The sequence below is a fragment of the Streptomyces changchenzhani genome (genome assembly GCF_039766235.1).
Taxonomy (GTDB): Bacteria; Actinomycetota; Actinomycetes; order Streptomycetales; family Streptomycetaceae; genus Streptomyces.
Genome location: NZ_JBDHNH010000006.1, coordinates 452129 through 467321, shown reverse-complemented (window position 1 = coordinate 467321; position 15193 = coordinate 452129). Strand labels below are relative to the sequence as shown.

19 protein-coding genes are annotated in these 15193 nt (G+C 71.3%); 13 read left to right on the top strand and 6 right to left on the bottom strand.

All coding sequences use genetic code 11. The annotated features are described in order from the left end of the window. The first annotated feature begins 39 nt into the window (after window positions 1-39). The 6 genes from ABCR94_RS21740 (at window position 40) to ABCR94_RS21715 (ending at window position 5163) form a co-directional block, all read left to right on the top strand. Window positions 40-1632, top strand: a complete 1593-nt coding sequence (locus tag ABCR94_RS21740) for an IS1182 family transposase (protein ID WP_347118091.1) — start codon at window positions 40-42, stop codon at window positions 1630-1632. A 216-nt stretch (window positions 1633-1848) separates the two neighbouring features. Further along, a complete protein-coding gene (gene pnuC / locus ABCR94_RS21735; protein ID WP_347121322.1) occupies window positions 1849-2502 on the top strand; it encodes a nicotinamide riboside transporter PnuC in 654 nt (217 codons plus the stop codon). After that, window positions 2499-3614, top strand: a complete 1116-nt coding sequence (locus ABCR94_RS21730; protein WP_347121321.1) for an AAA family ATPase — start codon at window positions 2499-2501, stop codon at window positions 3612-3614. The genes pnuC and ABCR94_RS21730 overlap by 4 nt, the downstream gene beginning before the upstream one ends. Next, window positions 3611-4390: an NUDIX hydrolase gene (locus ABCR94_RS21725; protein WP_347121319.1), complete on the top strand. Its 780-nt coding sequence runs from the start codon at window positions 3611-3613 to the stop codon at window positions 4388-4390. The genes ABCR94_RS21730 and ABCR94_RS21725 overlap by 4 nt, the downstream gene beginning before the upstream one ends. Before the next feature lie 42 nt (window positions 4391-4432). Next, window positions 4433-4756, top strand: coding sequence for a type II toxin-antitoxin system Phd/YefM family antitoxin (locus ABCR94_RS21720; RefSeq protein WP_347121318.1), 324 nt, complete (start codon window positions 4433-4435; stop codon window positions 4754-4756). Next, window positions 4753-5163: a type II toxin-antitoxin system VapC family toxin gene (locus ABCR94_RS21715; RefSeq protein WP_347121316.1), complete on the top strand. Its 411-nt coding sequence runs from the start codon at window positions 4753-4755 to the stop codon at window positions 5161-5163. Before ABCR94_RS21720 ends, ABCR94_RS21715 begins: the two co-directional genes overlap by 4 nt. Here ABCR94_RS21715 and ABCR94_RS21710 read toward each other — a convergent pair. From ABCR94_RS21710 to ABCR94_RS21695, 4 genes are read right to left on the bottom strand one after another with little or no spacing between them, the layout of a single operon-like run. Further along, window positions 5157-5867 (bottom strand): nucleotidyltransferase domain-containing protein, encoded by a 711-nt coding sequence (locus ABCR94_RS21710; protein ID WP_347121315.1) that lies wholly within the window; start codon window positions 5865-5867, stop codon window positions 5157-5159. The two genes, ABCR94_RS21715 and ABCR94_RS21710, sit on opposite strands and share 7 nt — an antisense overlap. A gap of 19 nt (window positions 5868-5886) precedes the next feature. Beyond that, window positions 5887-6375, bottom strand: coding sequence for a Rieske (2Fe-2S) protein (locus ABCR94_RS21705; protein WP_347121313.1), 489 nt, complete (start codon window positions 6373-6375; stop codon window positions 5887-5889). Window positions 6376-6385: 10 nt separating this feature from the next. Next, the gene (locus ABCR94_RS21700) at window positions 6386-6982 is read right to left on the bottom strand and encodes a DUF6529 family protein (protein ID WP_347121311.1); all 597 of its coding nucleotides are present in this window, start codon (window positions 6980-6982) and stop codon (window positions 6386-6388) included. 27 nt (window positions 6983-7009) lie between these two features. Next, window positions 7010-7681, bottom strand: a complete 672-nt coding sequence (locus ABCR94_RS21695) for a hypothetical protein (RefSeq protein WP_347121310.1) — start codon at window positions 7679-7681, stop codon at window positions 7010-7012. Between the two features lie 215 nt (window positions 7682-7896). On the opposite strand from ABCR94_RS21695, the gene ABCR94_RS21690 reads away from it, so the two are divergent. From ABCR94_RS21690 to der, 7 genes are all read left to right on the top strand, one after another. Then, window positions 7897-8259 (top strand): DUF1304 domain-containing protein, encoded by a 363-nt coding sequence (locus tag ABCR94_RS21690; RefSeq protein ID WP_347121309.1) that lies wholly within the window; start codon window positions 7897-7899, stop codon window positions 8257-8259. 13 nt (window positions 8260-8272) lie between these two features. Then, the gene (locus tag ABCR94_RS21685; RefSeq protein ID WP_347121308.1) at window positions 8273-8848 is read left to right on the top strand and encodes a TetR/AcrR family transcriptional regulator; all 576 of its coding nucleotides are present in this window, start codon (window positions 8273-8275) and stop codon (window positions 8846-8848) included. Between the two features lie 118 nt (window positions 8849-8966). Further along, a complete protein-coding gene (aroH, locus tag ABCR94_RS21680; protein ID WP_283520461.1) occupies window positions 8967-9329 on the top strand; it encodes a chorismate mutase in 363 nt (120 codons plus the stop codon). Further along, window positions 9326-10411 carry a prephenate dehydrogenase gene (locus tag ABCR94_RS21675; protein ID WP_347121307.1) on the top strand — a complete coding sequence of 362 codons (1086 nt, stop codon included), beginning with the start codon at window positions 9326-9328 and terminating at the stop codon, window positions 10409-10411. The genes aroH and ABCR94_RS21675 overlap by 4 nt, the downstream gene beginning before the upstream one ends. 341 nt (window positions 10412-10752) lie before the next feature. Next, complete coding sequence (gene cmk / locus ABCR94_RS21670; RefSeq protein WP_347121306.1) at window positions 10753-11469, top strand: (d)CMP kinase; 717 nt, start codon at window positions 10753-10755, stop codon at window positions 11467-11469. 53 nt (window positions 11470-11522) lie between these two features. Further along, complete coding sequence (locus ABCR94_RS21665) at window positions 11523-12125, top strand: lysophospholipid acyltransferase family protein (protein ID WP_347121404.1); 603 nt, start codon at window positions 11523-11525, stop codon at window positions 12123-12125. 48 nt (window positions 12126-12173) lie between these two features. Then, window positions 12174-13625 carry a ribosome biogenesis GTPase Der gene (gene der, locus ABCR94_RS21660; RefSeq protein ID WP_347121304.1) on the top strand — a complete coding sequence of 484 codons (1452 nt, stop codon included), beginning with the start codon at window positions 12174-12176 and terminating at the stop codon, window positions 13623-13625. A gap of 65 nt (window positions 13626-13690) precedes the next feature. Here der and ABCR94_RS21655 read toward each other — a convergent pair whose 3' ends face one another. Both ABCR94_RS21655 and ABCR94_RS21650 read right to left on the bottom strand, forming a co-directional pair. Beyond that, window positions 13691-14014: a hypothetical protein gene (locus tag ABCR94_RS21655; RefSeq protein ID WP_347121303.1), complete on the bottom strand. Its 324-nt coding sequence runs from the start codon at window positions 14012-14014 to the stop codon at window positions 13691-13693. Window positions 14015-14168: 154 nt separating this feature from the next. Beyond that, window positions 14169-14960, bottom strand: coding sequence for a DUF8842 C-terminal domain-containing protein (locus ABCR94_RS21650; protein WP_347121302.1), 792 nt, complete (start codon window positions 14958-14960; stop codon window positions 14169-14171). Window positions 14961-15193: the final 233 nt, after the last annotated feature.

Sequence of the window (15193 nt, the reverse complement as noted above, 5' to 3'; positions counted from 1 at the left end):
TGGCCCCGGGCCGGCAGGTCCGGGGCCAGCCTTGTAGGCATGCAGGGGGAATGGGCCGGGGAGCCGGTCGGGCCGGATGTGTGGGAGACCTGCCGGGAGTTGATCCCGGCAGGGAGCGTGTACGCGTTCCTGGCCGAGTACCGGGAGGCGTTGTTCCCTGCGGAGTTCTTCGCGGACATGTACCCGTCGGCCAACGGGCGGCCGTCGCTGCCGCCGCAGGTGCTGGCCTCGACGGTGGTGCTGCAGTCCCTGACCGGGCTGTCGGACTTCGAGTCGGTCCAGGAACTCCGCTGTGATCTGCGGTGGAAGGCGGCTTGCGGGCTGGGCCTGCACGACATGGCCTTCGATCCGTCGTTGCTGACCTACTTCCGGCGTCGGCTTGCCCGCTCCGGCGACCCGACGCGGATCTTTACCAAGGTCAAAGAGGTCGTGGCCGCGACCGGGGTGCTGAAGGGCAGGACGCGGCGGGCGCTGGACTCCACCGTCCTGGACGACGCTGTGGCCACCCAGGACACCGTCACCCAGATCGTCTCGGCGATCCGCCGGGTGATCCGCGAGGTCCCCGGCGCCGTCACGGTCGCCGGACAGTGGTGCACCGCCCACGACTACACCGACCCGGGCAAACCGAAGATCGCCTGGAACGACGGGGCGGCCCGGGCCGCGCTGGTGGACGCCTTGGTCACCGACGCCCTCAACCTCCTGGGCCGTCTGCCCGAACGCGAGCTGGGCGAGAGAGCGGCGAACGCGATGGGCCTGCTCGCCCTGGTCGCCGGGCAGGACGTGGAGCCCGCCGAGGACTCCGACGGATCCGACGGACGCTGGCGCATCACCCGGGGCACCGTGCCCGACCGCACCGTGTCCACTGTCGACCCCGACGCCCGGCACATCCACAAGAACCGCACCCGCCACCAGGAGGGCTTCCGGGGACACGTCTCCTTCGAGCCCGAGGCCGGACTGTTCACCGCCGTCGCCCTGACCAGCGGCCACGGCCCCGGCAACCACGAAGCCGCCGTCGCGCTCGACCTGCTGGCCGACGAGGACACTGCCGACGGCCAGACACTGACCGTGCTCGGGGACGCCGCCTACGGCACCGGCGCCCTGCGCGAACAACTCACCGAGGCCGGCCACACAGCGGTGATCAAACCGCCACCGCTGCGGCAGACCGTCCCCGGCGGCTTCACCATCGACGACTTCCACGTCGACACCGAGGCCGGCACGGTGACCTGCCCGGCCGGCAACACCGCGAACCTGGGCCGCGTCAAAGCCGACGGCAACCGGACGGCCCAGTTCAAGCGCCAGTGCGCCGGCTGCCCGCTGCGGGAACGCTGCACGACCTCCAAGACCGGACGCGCCCTCAACGTCCACGCCCAGCACGCACTCCTCGCCGCCGCCCGGCACCAGGCCGCCACCGACACCACCTGGCAGGAGGAGTACCGCCGCTGGCGGCCCCCGGTCGAACGCGCCATCGCCTGGCTCGTCGCCCACGGCCACCGCCGCGTCCGCCACCGAGGCGTCATCGCCAACAACATCGCCCTCCACCACCGCGCCGCCGCACTCAACCTCCGCCGACTGATCAAACTCGGACTCACCCGAGTCAACGGCACTTGGACCCTCATCCCGGCCACCCCATAACAAAGAGGGCCACCCGGCCCACGGCCGGACAGCCCCCTCAACAAGATTTTCAGCAGCCTTCTAGGCCACACCCTTCCGCCGAGCCGCGAGGCTCTGAGGCCCCCGGCCGGTTCCTGTACGTACAGGAACCGGCCGGGGGCCTTTTCCGTTGCGGTTGCCGCTTGTGCCGCACGCCGCACTCCCTTTATAGTCACCGTGACCATTAAGGGGGCGGGCGTGAGTCTCGCAGACATACTCGAACCACTCCAGCAGCCGTTGGTGACCGTCCTGGACACCCCGGTGAGCTGGACCGAGGTCCTCGGCTTCGGCAGCGGGGCGCTCTGCGTCTGGCTCGTGGCCCGCCAGCACCTCGCCAACTGGCCGATCGGCATTGCCAACAACCTTCTCTTCATCCTGCTGTTCACCCAGGCGGGCCTGTACGCCGACGCCGGCCTGCAGGTCGTCTTCATCACCCTCGCCGCCTACGGCTGGTGGACCTGGACCCACGGGGGTGGACCAGGCTCCACGGCCCTCCCGGTACGGCGCACGAGCCGCACCGAGTGGACTTGGCTGCTGGCGGCGGGGGCGGTGGGGACACTCGCTCTGGCGCTCGTCCTCGACCGCGCGACCGACTCGACCGTCCCCTTCTGGGACGCCCTGACGACCGCGCTGTCCCTGACCGCGACGTACGGGCAGTGCAGGAAGCGCGTCGAGTCGTGGTGGCTGTGGATCGCCGCCGACGTGGTGTACGTCCCGCTCTACGCCTACAAGGGGCTCTACCTCACCTCCCTGCTGTACGTCGGCTTCATGGCGCTCTGCGTCATGGGTCTGCGCAACTGGCGCCGCGATCTGGCCGCGCGCCGGTCCCGGGTCGCGGAGGCGGTGGCATGACGACGCACATGACGACGCCCAAGACGACGCACGCGACGACGTACAAGCACGCGCTGGTGCTCGGGAAGTTCTATCCGCCGCACGCCGGCCACCACCATCTCGTCCGCACCGCGCAGAGCCGCTGCGAGCGGCTCACCGTCCTGGTGTGCGCCTCGTCCGCCGAATCCGTTCCGCTCGCGGACCGGGTGGCGTGGATGCGCGCCGTGCACCCGGACGCCGATGTCGTCGGCGCCGTCGACGACATCCCGGTCGACACCACCGACCCCGACGTGTGGGACGCGCACATGGCGGTCTTCCTGGCCGCCGTGCCCGCCCCCGTCGACGCCGTCTTCACCTCCGAGGCGTACGGCGACGAGCTCGCCCGGCGCTTCGGCGCGGACTCCGTGTGCGTCGACCCGCAGCGCACCGCCTTCCCTGTGTCGGCGACCGCCGTACGGGCGGACCCCGTCGGCCGCTGGGACTGCCTTGAGCCGCCCGTACGGGCGGCCCTCGCCCGCCGTGTGGTCGTGCTGGGCGCCGAGTCCACCGGGACCACGACCATGGCGCGGGCGCTCACCGAGCACTACCGGGCGCGCGGCGGAGTCTGGGCGCGGACCCAATACGTACCGGAGTACGGGCGGGAGTTCAGCGAGCGGAAGCTGGCCGCGCTGCGCGCCGAGCGGCCGGACGCGGACTGGGCGGACGTCACCTTCGCCACGGGGGAGTTCCCCCTGATCGCCCAGCGGCAGACCGACAACGAGGACGCGGCGGCCGGCGCGGGCTCGCCCGTGCTGTTCTGCGACACCGACGCCTTCGCCACCACGATCTGGCACGAGCGCTACCTGGGCGGCCCCAACGCCGACGTCGCCCGGATCGCCGCCCGGGGCGCCCAGCACCTGTGGCTGCTCACCGACCACGCGCGCGTGCCCTTCGAGGATGACGGGCTGCGCGACGGCGAACACCTGCGGCCCTGGATGACGCAACGCTTCCGCACGGAACTCGCCCGCACCGGGCGGCGGTTCGTCACCCTCGGCGGACCGCACGAGGAGCGGCTCGCGACCGCGGTCGCCGCCGTGGACGCGCTGCTCGCCGAGGGCTGGGGCTTCACCGATCCCCTTCCGGAGAAGCGATGACCGGCGCACAGGTGCCCGACGGCTACGATCCGTACGCCTTCGCGCCGTTCGCCGTCACCGTCGACCTGGCCGTCTTCACGGTGCGCGACGGGCGCCTGCACGTCCTGCTGATCCAGCGCGGACAGGCCCCCTACGCCGGGGCGTGGGCGCTGCCCGGCGGCTTCGTCCTGCCCAGGGAGTCCGCCGAACTGGCGGCCCGGCGCGAACTGGCCGAGGAGACCGGGCTCTCCCAGCAGTCCGCCGCCGCGCTCCACCTGGAACAGCTGCGCACCTACAGCGAACCGGACCGCGACCCGCGCATGCGGGTCGTCTCCGTCGCCTACACCGCGCTCGTCCCCGGCCTGCCGGAGCCGCGCGGCGGCGGCGACGCGGCACACGCCCAGTGGATGCCCGCGGACGCGGCGCACGAGCTGGCCTTCGATCACGCGGGCATCCTCGCCGACGCCCGCGAGCGCATCGGCGCGAAGCTCGAATACAGCTGCCTGGCCACGGCGTTCTGCCCGCCCGAATTCACGCTGGGGGACCTCAAGGAGGTGTACGAGACGGTCTGGGGCGTGCCCCTGGACCGGCCCAACTTCCGGCGCAAGGTCCTCGCCACCCCCGGCTTCGTCGAGCCGGTGGAGGGCGCCCCGCGCCGCACCGGGGGGCGTGGCAAACCGGCCGCCCTGTACCGGGCGGGCTCCGCGACCGCACTGCATCCACCACTTCTGCGCCCGGGACGCTTGATCTGCGCGGTGATGGATACAGGTGCAGTGCGCGGTCACTCTTCTGCATGACACTTCTGGCATGCGTCATGCAGAGGGGGTATGGTGTCTGCCATGGAGCTGGCAAAGCGTAAGCGCGTACCCGCGAGAGACCTGGCCCGGCATACTGCCGCCCTTCTCGATGCAGTGGCCGCGGGTGAGTCGATCGAGGTCACCCGGGACGGCGTTCCCGTCGCCATACTGGCTCCGCTGGATCCTGCGGAGCGTGACATTCGTGCAGCGATCGCTGTCGGCGTGCTCGACTCAGCAGTTCTGGAGGAGAGTCATGCCGATGAGATCACCGACGCTCTTGGACAGCTGAGGGCCGTGCGCAAGAAGTCGGCAGGCCGTGGGCTGACGGCCGAACTGCTGGCTCAGCGCGACGAGGAGACGGTGTGAGCCTGCTGTACTTCGATGCGTCGGCCATCGCGAAGCTGGTGCGGGTTGAGGCGGAGACGTCAGCGCTGGAGCGATGGGTGGAGCAGCATGGCGGTGGTCAGGCCATCGTCACCTGCGACCTCGCGCACACGGAGGTACGGCGGCTGCTGCAGCGCGCAGGGGCCGATGAGGTGGAGCGAGAGGTCACTGAGCGCCTCCTCGGGGCCATCGCCAAGCTTCGGCTCACGCCTGAACTGCTTATCGAGGCAGGGGACTTCGCGACCGGATCGTCGCTGCGAAGCCTGGATGCCATCCATGCGGTTTCAGCACTGCAGCTTGGCCGAGGCGTGAGTTGGTTTGTGACGTATGACAAGAGGCAGGGAGAGTGTGCGGCCCGCGCAGGGCTGTCGGTCGCGTCGCCTCACTGACGGTGCGCGGAGTCGCGGCGTGTCCGGATCAGGAAGTCCTCGACCCTCGCCCGGTCAGGCTCCTGCGGCAGAGGGCTGTTCGGCTCGGCCGTGTCGGCCTCCGTCCCGGCGCGCTCCATCCAGCGCTCCACCTCCGGCCACGCGACCTCGCCGCGCCTGACCGCGAGCAGCCGTTCGCGGTCGTCGCCGACATCGAGCGTCAGTTCGCCCGTGCGCAGCAGGTCGCGGCAACTGCCGAGCAGCCGCAGCAGATGCATGGCGTGCTTCCAGCGCGGGGCGCCGTACTGCCGGACGTCCGCGTCCAGCTTCTTGCGCTGGCCCGCCGCGTACCCCACGAAGGTGCGGTGGGCCTGCCGGGACAAGAACGCCCCACGCAGGGCGAGCAGTTCCTCACCGGTCGCGTCGATCCGTTCGACGAGCGGGGAGTGCAGGCACTCCAGGATGTTGGGATTGGCGCGCAGGGCCAGCTCGCAGAAGCGCTCAAGCTCCCAGGAGAACTGCTCGTCGGCGGGGCCGTCCACATGTGTTGGCGGCTTGTCGAAGCGCCAGAACAGTGGGGTCGGCGCGAGGAAGACGCCGCGGTGGTCGGTGTCGCTGGCCTCCGTCGCCAGGCCGAAGGCGCGCGAGCCCATCACACAGGAGTACACCGTGTGATGGCGTACGAGATCTTCGGGCGTCGGTACGGACACGGGCGGCGGGATCATGGGCCGGATTGTGCCGCAGTCACACCAGCCGGATCGAATCACTTTCCACCGCGATGCGGCGCGCGGCGAGCGGCTTCGGGGCGGGGCCGCCCGCGACCGAGGCGTCCGCGACCCGGAACTTGCTGCCGTGGCAGGGGCAGTTGATGGTGCCGCCCTCGACGGTCTTCACCAGGCACCCCTGATGGGTGCAGACCGCGGAAAAGGCCTTGAAGGTGCCCGCGGCCGGCTGGGTCACCACGACTTTCTCGGCGCCGAAGACCCGGCCGCCGCCCACCAGTATCTCCGAGGTCCTCGCGAGTTCCTTTCCGCCGCCGGGAGTTGCCTCGTCCGACGGTTGCTCCCCGGCCGGGTCGCTCCCCGGCGGCTTCGGGGACTCGGGCGGTGGCGCGCCACCGCCGCCCTCGTCGCCGTACTTAGCGCAACCGGTGGTCAGTACGCCGCCCGCCGCCGCCGCGCCCGCCGCGAGGACGGCCCGGCGGCTCGTGCGCATCCGCTTCCACTTCCGCATCACGTGCTCCTCATGTCGTCACACCGAAGGTGCGGAAGAACCAGAGAGCCGAGGTCAGCCAGACCACCGTGAGCACCGTGAAGACCAGACCGCCCATGACCGGCAGCAGCCACCCCGGCAGCCGCTCCGCGCGCAGCAGCAGCATCTTGGCGCTGAACGCCCCGAAGAAGAAGCAGCCGAGGAGCGAGTGCCACATCACCCGGGAGTCGTACGTCTGGTAGCCCAGCCCGTACAGGCAGTGCACCGCTATGGGCACCGCCAGCAGGAAGGCGATCCGGCCCGACCAGCGGTGCACCACGGAGACCGGGGGAGTGGCGCGCACGCCGGGCAGCCGCCCGTACATCGCCAGGGCCGAAAGCAGTTGGACGACCGCGAACGCTACGGCGGCGGTGGCGAGCCACGACTTGACCGCGCCCGTGCTGTTGAACCCCGCCAGGTTGAACGCCGTACCGGCAGGGTCATGGACCTTCCCGTACGCACCCAGGCCGACCGCGACCGCCGCGGCCACCAGGGCAGGCACCAGGAAGCGCGCCAGGCCGGGGCGGGCGTGGTTGCCGGGCGGGTGGGCGGAGAAGGACGAGGTCGGGGCGTTGGGGTCCACGCTCATGACGCGCTCACTCCCTGGTGGTCGGGCTCAGGGGACGACGGGGCGGGCCCTGAGCCCGGTCCCGTCGATGGTCACCGCACCGGTGGCCGGGTCGATCCCGGGCGCGGCGGCCGGCTTGCCGTCGCGCTTGAGGATGCCGACCTGCCTGCCGTTCTGGAGGACGATCCAGCCGCCGTCGATCTGCGCGCCGCGCACTTCGGCGGTGGCGCGGTAGAGGCCCGACGGTTTGACGGCCTTCGTCGCCGTGAAGGCCCACGTACGGTCGCGGATGTCGACAGTGCCGCTGACCCTGTTGCCGCGCAGGGTCCCTTCGAGCTCGGCGCCGCCCTTGCCGGTCAGCCGCATCGACCGGTCGTCCTCGACATCGCCGCGCAGCCAGGACTCCTGGTCGCGCCCGTCGCAGAAGTAGGCGACCGCCTTGCCGTCACGGACGGACACGGAGACCGCGGCGGTGTCGTCGGCCGTACGGCCCGCGTACGTGGCGTCGGGCGGTGGGGACGGCCGGGGTGAGGGCGTCCGGGGCGACGGCGTGTCCAGGGAGGGCGCCGGGGCAGGTGAGGCGCTCGGCGCCGCGTCCCGCCCGGAGGATTCCTCGCCGTACGACGTCGCACGGGTGCCCGTCGTGGCGTTGAGCGTCAGCATGAAGAGGGCCAGCAGAAGACCCGCGAGGAGAGTGAAAAGGGGACCGGAACGCTTCATACGAGCCTCCCCCGAGGTGCCGGACAGTGCCCTCCCATGCAAGCGGACCCGCACGCACACGTCCAGTGCCGAAGCAGTATCGATGGGCAGTTTGTGGGCAGCGCGTGGGAAATCCCGACGAGTGGCGACATCGTCACGGTTCCGACCGCTGCCGATCCGATTTCCTGTACAGTCGTCCAGGAAATCGGATCGGCAGTCGGACCGGAGGCACAAAGATGCAGATCGTGGCCCACGTACTGGTGGCGTTGGTGGCCGTCGTCCATGCCTATTTCCTGGTCCTTGAGATGTTCCTGTGGGACACCGCGCGCGGCCGGAAGGTGTTCTCCACCACGGCCGAGTTCTCCAAGGAGAGCGCCCCGCTCGCCGCGAACCAGGGCCTGTACAACGGATTCCTCGCCGCCGGCCTCTTCTGGAGCCTCTTCGCGAGCGACCCCGTCTCCTTCCAGATCCAGATCTTCTTCCTGATCTGCGTGATCGTGGCCGGTGCGTACGGCGCGGCGACCGTGAACCGGCGCATCCTCCTTGTGCAGGCGGTGCCCGCCGCCGTCGCCCTCGGCTTCGTCCTGGCGGCGGGCTGAGCACGTGGCGGCGGTGGCCGGCAGCAAGGACCCCCGTACGGCACGCACCCGCGGCCGGCTGCGGGAGGCTCTCCTCGCGGCGTGCGAGGAGCAGACGCTGGAGCAGGTGGCCGTCTCCGATGTGGTGCGCCGCGCGGGCGTCGGCCGGGCCACCTTCTACCTGCACTACGACGACCTGCACACCCTCGCCGTGGACGCGTGCGCGGGCCTGGTGCGCGACGCGGTCGACGCGCTGCACGCCTGGGAGACTCCGCCGGGCCCCGAGCACCCGCCCGGCGCCCTCGTCGACCTGCTGGACGCGGTGCGCGCGCGGGTGGCCGTCCACCGGAGCCTGCTGCGGCCGGGCGGCGGCGGCCCGCTCGGTGAGCTGCTGCACGAGGAGCTCAGGTTGCGCAGCCTCGCGGAGCGGCGACAGCGCCGGCCGGGCGGCGGCGACGGGGACGAGGCCGTGGCCAGCGCGGTCGCCGGCCTGTTCACCGGGGTCCTCGCCGACTGGGTGCACGGCCGGGTCACCGGGACACCGCCCGAGCTCGCCGGGCGCGTCTGGCGGATGCTGGTGGCCCTCCACGCCACCCACGGCCGGGCCTAGAGGGCGTCGGTGAGACGCCCGGGGCGTCTCACCGACAGAACGGGTGAAGCCCGGCCGCCCCTGCCGAACTAGGCTGAACGAAGCAGGCGCAGTCGAGGTACGCAGCGAGGAGCACGACGTGGCAGTACGAGCAGTCCGTGGGGCCGTCCAACTGGAGCGGGACGAGGCCGGCCACATGGACGAGCAGGTCAGCGAGCTGCTCACCGCCATCCTGGAGCGCAACGGGCTCACCGCCGACGACCTCATCAGTATCTGGTTCACCGCCACACCTGACCTCCACAGCGACTTCCCGGCCGCGGCCGCCCGCAAGCTCGGCATCGTCGACGTCCCGCTGATCTGCGCCCAGGAACTGGACATCGTGGGCGCGCTGCCGCGCGTCGTCCGGATCCTCGCGCACATCGAGTCGGACCTGCCCAAGACCGGGATCTCGCACATCTACCTCGGCGCGGCCGCCGCCCTCCGCAAGGACATCGCCCAGTGAGAACCGCCCTCGTCATCGGAACCGGCCTGATCGGCACCTCCGCCGCGCTCGCCCTCGCCGGACGCGGGGTCACGGTCCACCTCGTCGACCACGACCCCGCCCAGGCCCGTACCGCCGCCTCGCTCGGCGCGGGCACCGTGGAGGCGCCCGAGGGGCGCGTCGACCTCGTGATCGTCGCCGTACCGCCGGCCCATGTGGCCGCGACCCTGGCCGACGCGATGCGGCGCGGGGCGGGGCGCGCGTACATGGACGTTGCCAGCGTCAAGGGCGGGCCGCGCCGGGAGCTGGAGGCGCTGGGCTGCGACCTCACGCCGTACATCGGTACGCACCCGATGGCCGGCAAGGAGAGCTCAGGCCCGCTGTCCGGCACCGCCGACCTCTTCGAGGGCCGCCCCTGGGTCCTCACCCCGACCCGGGACACCGAAACCGAGGTCCTGAACCTCGCGCTGGAACTGGTCGCGCTGTGCCGGGCCGTGCCGGTGGTGATGGACGCCGACGCGCACGACCGCGCCGTCGCCCTCGTCTCGCACACCCCGCAGCTGATCTCCTCCATGGTCGCGGCGCGGCTTGAGGACGCGGACGAGACGGCCGTGCGGCTGTGCGGGCAGGGCATCCGGGACGTCACCCGCATCGCGGCGTCCGATCCGCGGATGTGGATCGAGATCCTCTCCGCGAACCCGGGGCCGGTCGCGGACGTGCTCGCCGGGGTCGCTCTGGATCTGGACGAGACGGTCCGGGCGCTGCGCTCCCTCCAGTCCACCGACGAGGACAAGCGGCAGAGAGGCGCGGAGGGCATCGAGGACGTCCTGCGGCGCGGCAACGCGGGCCGGGTGCGGGTGCCCGGCAAGCACGGGGCCGCCCCGACGGCGTACGAGATCGTGGCCGTCCTCATCAGCGACCAGCCGGGCGAGCTGGCCCGGATCTTCGCGGACGCGGGCCGGGCGGGCGTCAACATCGAGGACGTACGTATCGAGCACGCGACCGGGCAGCAGGCGGGCCTGGTCCAGCTGATGGTGGAACCGCAGGCGGCGCCCTCGCTCGGCGCGTTCCTGCGCGAGCGCGGCTGGTCCACGCGGCAGTGACCGACGGCGTTCGGTAGTGACCCGGGTCGTCGGCGGACGGAGTCCGGCGCAGCCGTGCGAAGCCGGTGCGGCCCCCTTGGGCCGCGCGGTGCGAGTGCGGCGTTGTGGGGGTGTGCGCGGCTGGTCCACGCGGCAGTGACCGACGGCGTTCGGTAGTGACCCGGGTCGTCGGCGGACGGAGTCCGGCGCAGCCGTGCGAAGCCGGTTCGGCCGGTCTGCCGGGCGGTGACCGGGCCCTCGCGAGGGCCGGACAGCGGTCTGTACGGGGTGGCCCGGCGTAGCCAGTAACCTTGTGCGGGGTAATCATTCGTCCCCGCCACCCCAGCCCGTGTACCAGGAAGGTGTCCGACACCGTGGAAACCGCCGCCCGGACCGCCCCGGCAGCAGTGATTGTCGCCATCGACGGCCCCTCCGGCACGGGCAAGTCGAGCACCTCCAAGGCTGTCGCGGTCGCGCTCGGCCTGAGCTACCTGGACACCGGCGCCCAGTACCGGGCGATCACCTGGTGGATGCTGACCAACGGCGTCGACGTCACCGACGCCGCCGCCGTCGCGAACGCCTCGACCAAGCCCGTGATCGTCTCCGGCACCGACCCGGCCGCCCCGACGATCACCGTGGACGGCGTGGACGCCTCCGGGCCGATCCGCACCCAGGAGGTCACCTCCAGGGTGAGCGCGGTCAGCGCCGTGCCCGAGGTGCGGACGATCATCACCGACCTGCAGCGTTCCATCGCGAAGGGTGCCGAGGCCGGTATCGTCGTCGAGGGACGCGATATCGGTACGACGGTGCTGCCGGACGCCGACCTCAAGATCTTCCTGACCGCCTCGCCCGAGGCCCGCGCGACCCGCCGCAGTGGCGAGCTCAAGGGCAAGGACTCCGCCGACCTGGCAGCCACCAGGGAAGCCCTGGTCAAGCGGGACGCGGCCGACTCCAGCCGCAAGACCTCGCCGCTCGCGAAGGCGGACGACGCGGTCGAGGTGGACACCACCGAACTGACGCTCCAGCAGGTCATCGAGTGCGTCGTCACCCTCATCGAGGAGAAGCAGGCCGCGAAGTGACCGCACCCACGCCGCGCGGCGCGGCGGTCGGACGGGGCATCGGCATCGGGCTGATGTACGGGCTGTGGAAGCCGCGTGTACTCGGCGCCTGGCGGGTGCCCGCGACCGGTCCGGTGATCCTTGCGGTGAACCACTCGCACATGATCGACGGACCGATGCTGATGGGTACGGCCCCCCGGCCGGTGCACTTTCTGATCAAGAAAGAGGCATTCGTCGGCCCCCTCGACCCGTTCCTGCGCGGGATCGGGCAGCTGAAGGTGGACCGTACGACCGTGGACCGCAAGGCCATCACGGACGCGATCGGGGTCCTTCAGGGCGGCGGCGTCCTCGGGATCTTCCCCGAGGGCACCAGGGGCGAGGGCGACTTCGCCTCCCTGCGCGCCGGGCTCGCGTACTTCGCGGTGCGCGGCGGTGCCCCCATCGTCCCCGTGGCGGTTCTGGGAAGCACGGAACGCAGCGGACGGCTGATACGGGGGCTGCCGCCGCTGCGCAGCCGGGTCGACGTCGTCTTCGGCGACGCCTTCGAAGCCGGTGACGGCAGCGGACGGCGTACCCGTAAGGCGTTGGACGACGCCACGGTGCGTATTCAGGAGCGGCTGACCGCCCACCTGGACAGTGCCAAGCGCTTCACCGGGCGCTGGGCGAAACTTGAGTAGTGGACCACGCGATCGTGGGCCATCGATGATGAACGAGGAACGGACTTCATGAACGACCAGAATCACTCCGGCGACGAGCATGGATCGCTTGGCGACGCCGAGTACGCGGAGTTCATGGAGCTCGCCGCGACCGAGGGCTTCGACCCCGAGGAAGTAGAGGGAGCGCTCGCCGGACACGGCCCGCTGCCCGTCCTCGCCGTCGTGGGCCGCCCCAATGTCGGCAAGTCGACCTTGGTGAACCGCATCATCGGCCGCCGCGAGGCCGTCGTCCAGGACAAGCCCGGCGTCACCCGCGACCGCGTCACCTACGAGGCCGAATGGGCCGGGCGCCGCTTCAAGGTCGTCGACACCGGCGGCTGGGAGCAGGACGTACTGGGGCTCGATGCCTCCGTCGCCGCCCAGGCCGAGTACGCGATCGAGGCCTGCGACGCGGTCGTCTTCGTGGTGGACGCCACGGTCGGCGCGACCGACACCGACGAGGCCGTCGTCAGGCTGCTGCGCAAGGCCGGCAAGCCCGTCGTGCTGTGCGCCAACAAGGTCGACGGCCAGAGCGGCGAGGCCGACGCGACCTCGCTGTGGTCGCTCGGGCTCGGCCTGCCGCACCCGGTCTCCTCGCTGCACGGCCGCGGCACCGGCGACATGCTGGACGCCGTACTCGAAGCGCTGCCCGAGGCGCCGGCGCAGACCTTCGGTCTGACCGTCGGCGGTCCCCGCCGCATCGCGCTCATCGGCCGTCCGAACGTCGGCAAGTCCTCGCTCCTGAATCGGGTGGCGAACGAGGACCGCGTTGTCGTCCACGCGCAGGCGGGTACCACCCGTGACCCGGTCGACGAGCTGATCGAGCTCGGCGGCATCACCTGGAAGTTCATCGACACGGCGGGCATCCGCCGCCGCGTCCACCTCCAGGAAGGCGCGGACTACTACGCCTCGCTGCGTACCGCGGCCGCCGTCGAGAAGGCCGAGGTCGCGGTCGTACTGATCGACGCGAGCGAGTCCATCACGGTGCAGGACCAGCGGATCATCACGATGGCCGTCGAGGCGGGCCGCGCGATGGTCATCGCGTACAACAAGTGGGACACCCTCGACGAGGACCGTCGCTACTACCTTGAGCGCGACATCGAGACCGAGCTGGCGCAGATCGCCTGGGCGCCCCGGGTGAACGTCTCGGCGCTGACCGGTCGGCACATGGAGAAGCTGGTACCGGCGATCGAGACGGCGCTGGCGGGCTGGGAGACCCGGATCCCGACGGGCAGGCTGAACGCCTTCCTCGGCGAGATCGTCGCCTCCCACCCGCACCCGGTGCGTGGCGGCAAGCAGCCCCGCATCCTCTTCGGTACGCAGGCGGGCGCCAAGCCGCCGCGGTTCGTGCTGTTCGCCTCTGGCTTCCTTGAGGCGGGCTACCGGCGCTTCGTCGAGCGTCGGCTGCGCGAGGAGTTCGGCTTCGAGGGCACCCCGATCCACATCTCGGTGCGGGTGCGCGAGAAGCGCGGCCGCAAGTAGGCAGCAACTCGGGGTGCCCTCTGCGGGTGCCCCGAGTTCGTGGGGGTTCGCAAGGGTCCCAGGGCTCAAAATCCCCTTCGGGGAGCGGGCGGCAGCGCCGCCGGAAAGTGATTTCCGGTGTGCTGCCGCCCATTGCTGTTGCTGTGCCAGGAACTGGTGTAGCCGCTGTTCATCCCCTGGCCGGAGTAGCTCCCGTAGCCGCCGTGCTGGCCGGAGCCGGTCCCCTGGCCCTGGTGTGTCCTGGGGCCGAAGGCGGTGAACCCCAGGTCCTCCTCGCCGTTGCGATCTCCGGGCAGAGTCCGGAAGGACCTGAGGTATTCCGAGTACAGGGCGTCATAGATCGGGGTGTGCGACTGCTCGGCCTGCGGTGCTTGATAGGGAGGGCGCATCGCGGGGATGGGGTTCGGGTACGACTGATGGCGGGAGGGGTCGTATGAGTGCACATACGTGGCAACGACCCCACCGCCTCTCGGATGCGGGCCGAGCCGCGAATTCGCTGTTCGGCAGGGGTGCGTGGAAGCACGGCGAAGCCGTGCGGCCCCGTCAGGTGCCGGCCAGCGGCATCGCGGCGCCGACCAGCAGGCCCCCGGCCGCGGCCTTCTCCAGCATGTCGCGCAGCAGGTCCTCGCGGGGCTGCTGACCGATGGAGCCGACGGGCGCGGCGAAGACCAGCACGGTGTGCGACCTGTTGGCCGCGGCGCGCCAGCCGTCGGTCACCTGGAGTGGCTGGTGGGCCTGCCACCAGGAGATGGCCGGGCCGCCGTCCGCGCCCGGCTGGAGCACGGCGTGCAGCTGCCCGGCGGCGAGCAGGACGGACCAGCCGGGCAGCACGGCGGGCGGCTGGTCCAGGTTGGCGACCTGCTCGAAGCCCTGGTCGGTGAGGAGCGGCAGGAACTCGTCGGTGCCGCCGACGGATCCCGGGCGGGCGATGGGCCCCGTCGGCTCGACCACCAGCGCCGGGTGGAGCTGGTGGTTGATCAGTACGAGACCGCTGGTGATGCCGAGCACGGCCTGGTCCGACGCGAGGTCGGTGGGGCCGCCGCCGGGGCTCTGGGTGCCGCCGCCGGTGATGCTGCGTACGGCGCCCTGCAGGTGCTCCTCGGCGACCTGGACCACCTGCGAGGGAATGCAGGTGGCATGGGCGAAGGCGAGGACCGCGGTCTCGTCGCCGACGAACAGCACCGTGCTGGTGCGTTCTTGATCTGAGTCGCCCGGGGTACGGCAGGAGGTGCAGTCGTAGCTGCCCGGGGCGTTGCCGCCGGAGAGCAGCCGCTCGGCCTCTTCATTGCCGATCTCGGCGCGTACGTCGTCGCTGACGTCGAGCATGCGCGACACGGGTGGCTCCTCGAACTCGGTGCGGGTGCCGGGAGGTTCCCGGCTCGTCAACTGAACAACGGGTGATCTGTGGCCGGGGTCACGCGCGGAAGGGAACGGAATCGAACCGTCGGACGCGGAGAGTGAAACAGCCGCCGGAACCCTTCACTCCACGTCAATGGCTGGGTAGTACACGGAAGTCGAAGCGGTGACGTGAGTCATAGACCGGCGGGATCCAGGGCCGACAAAAGATG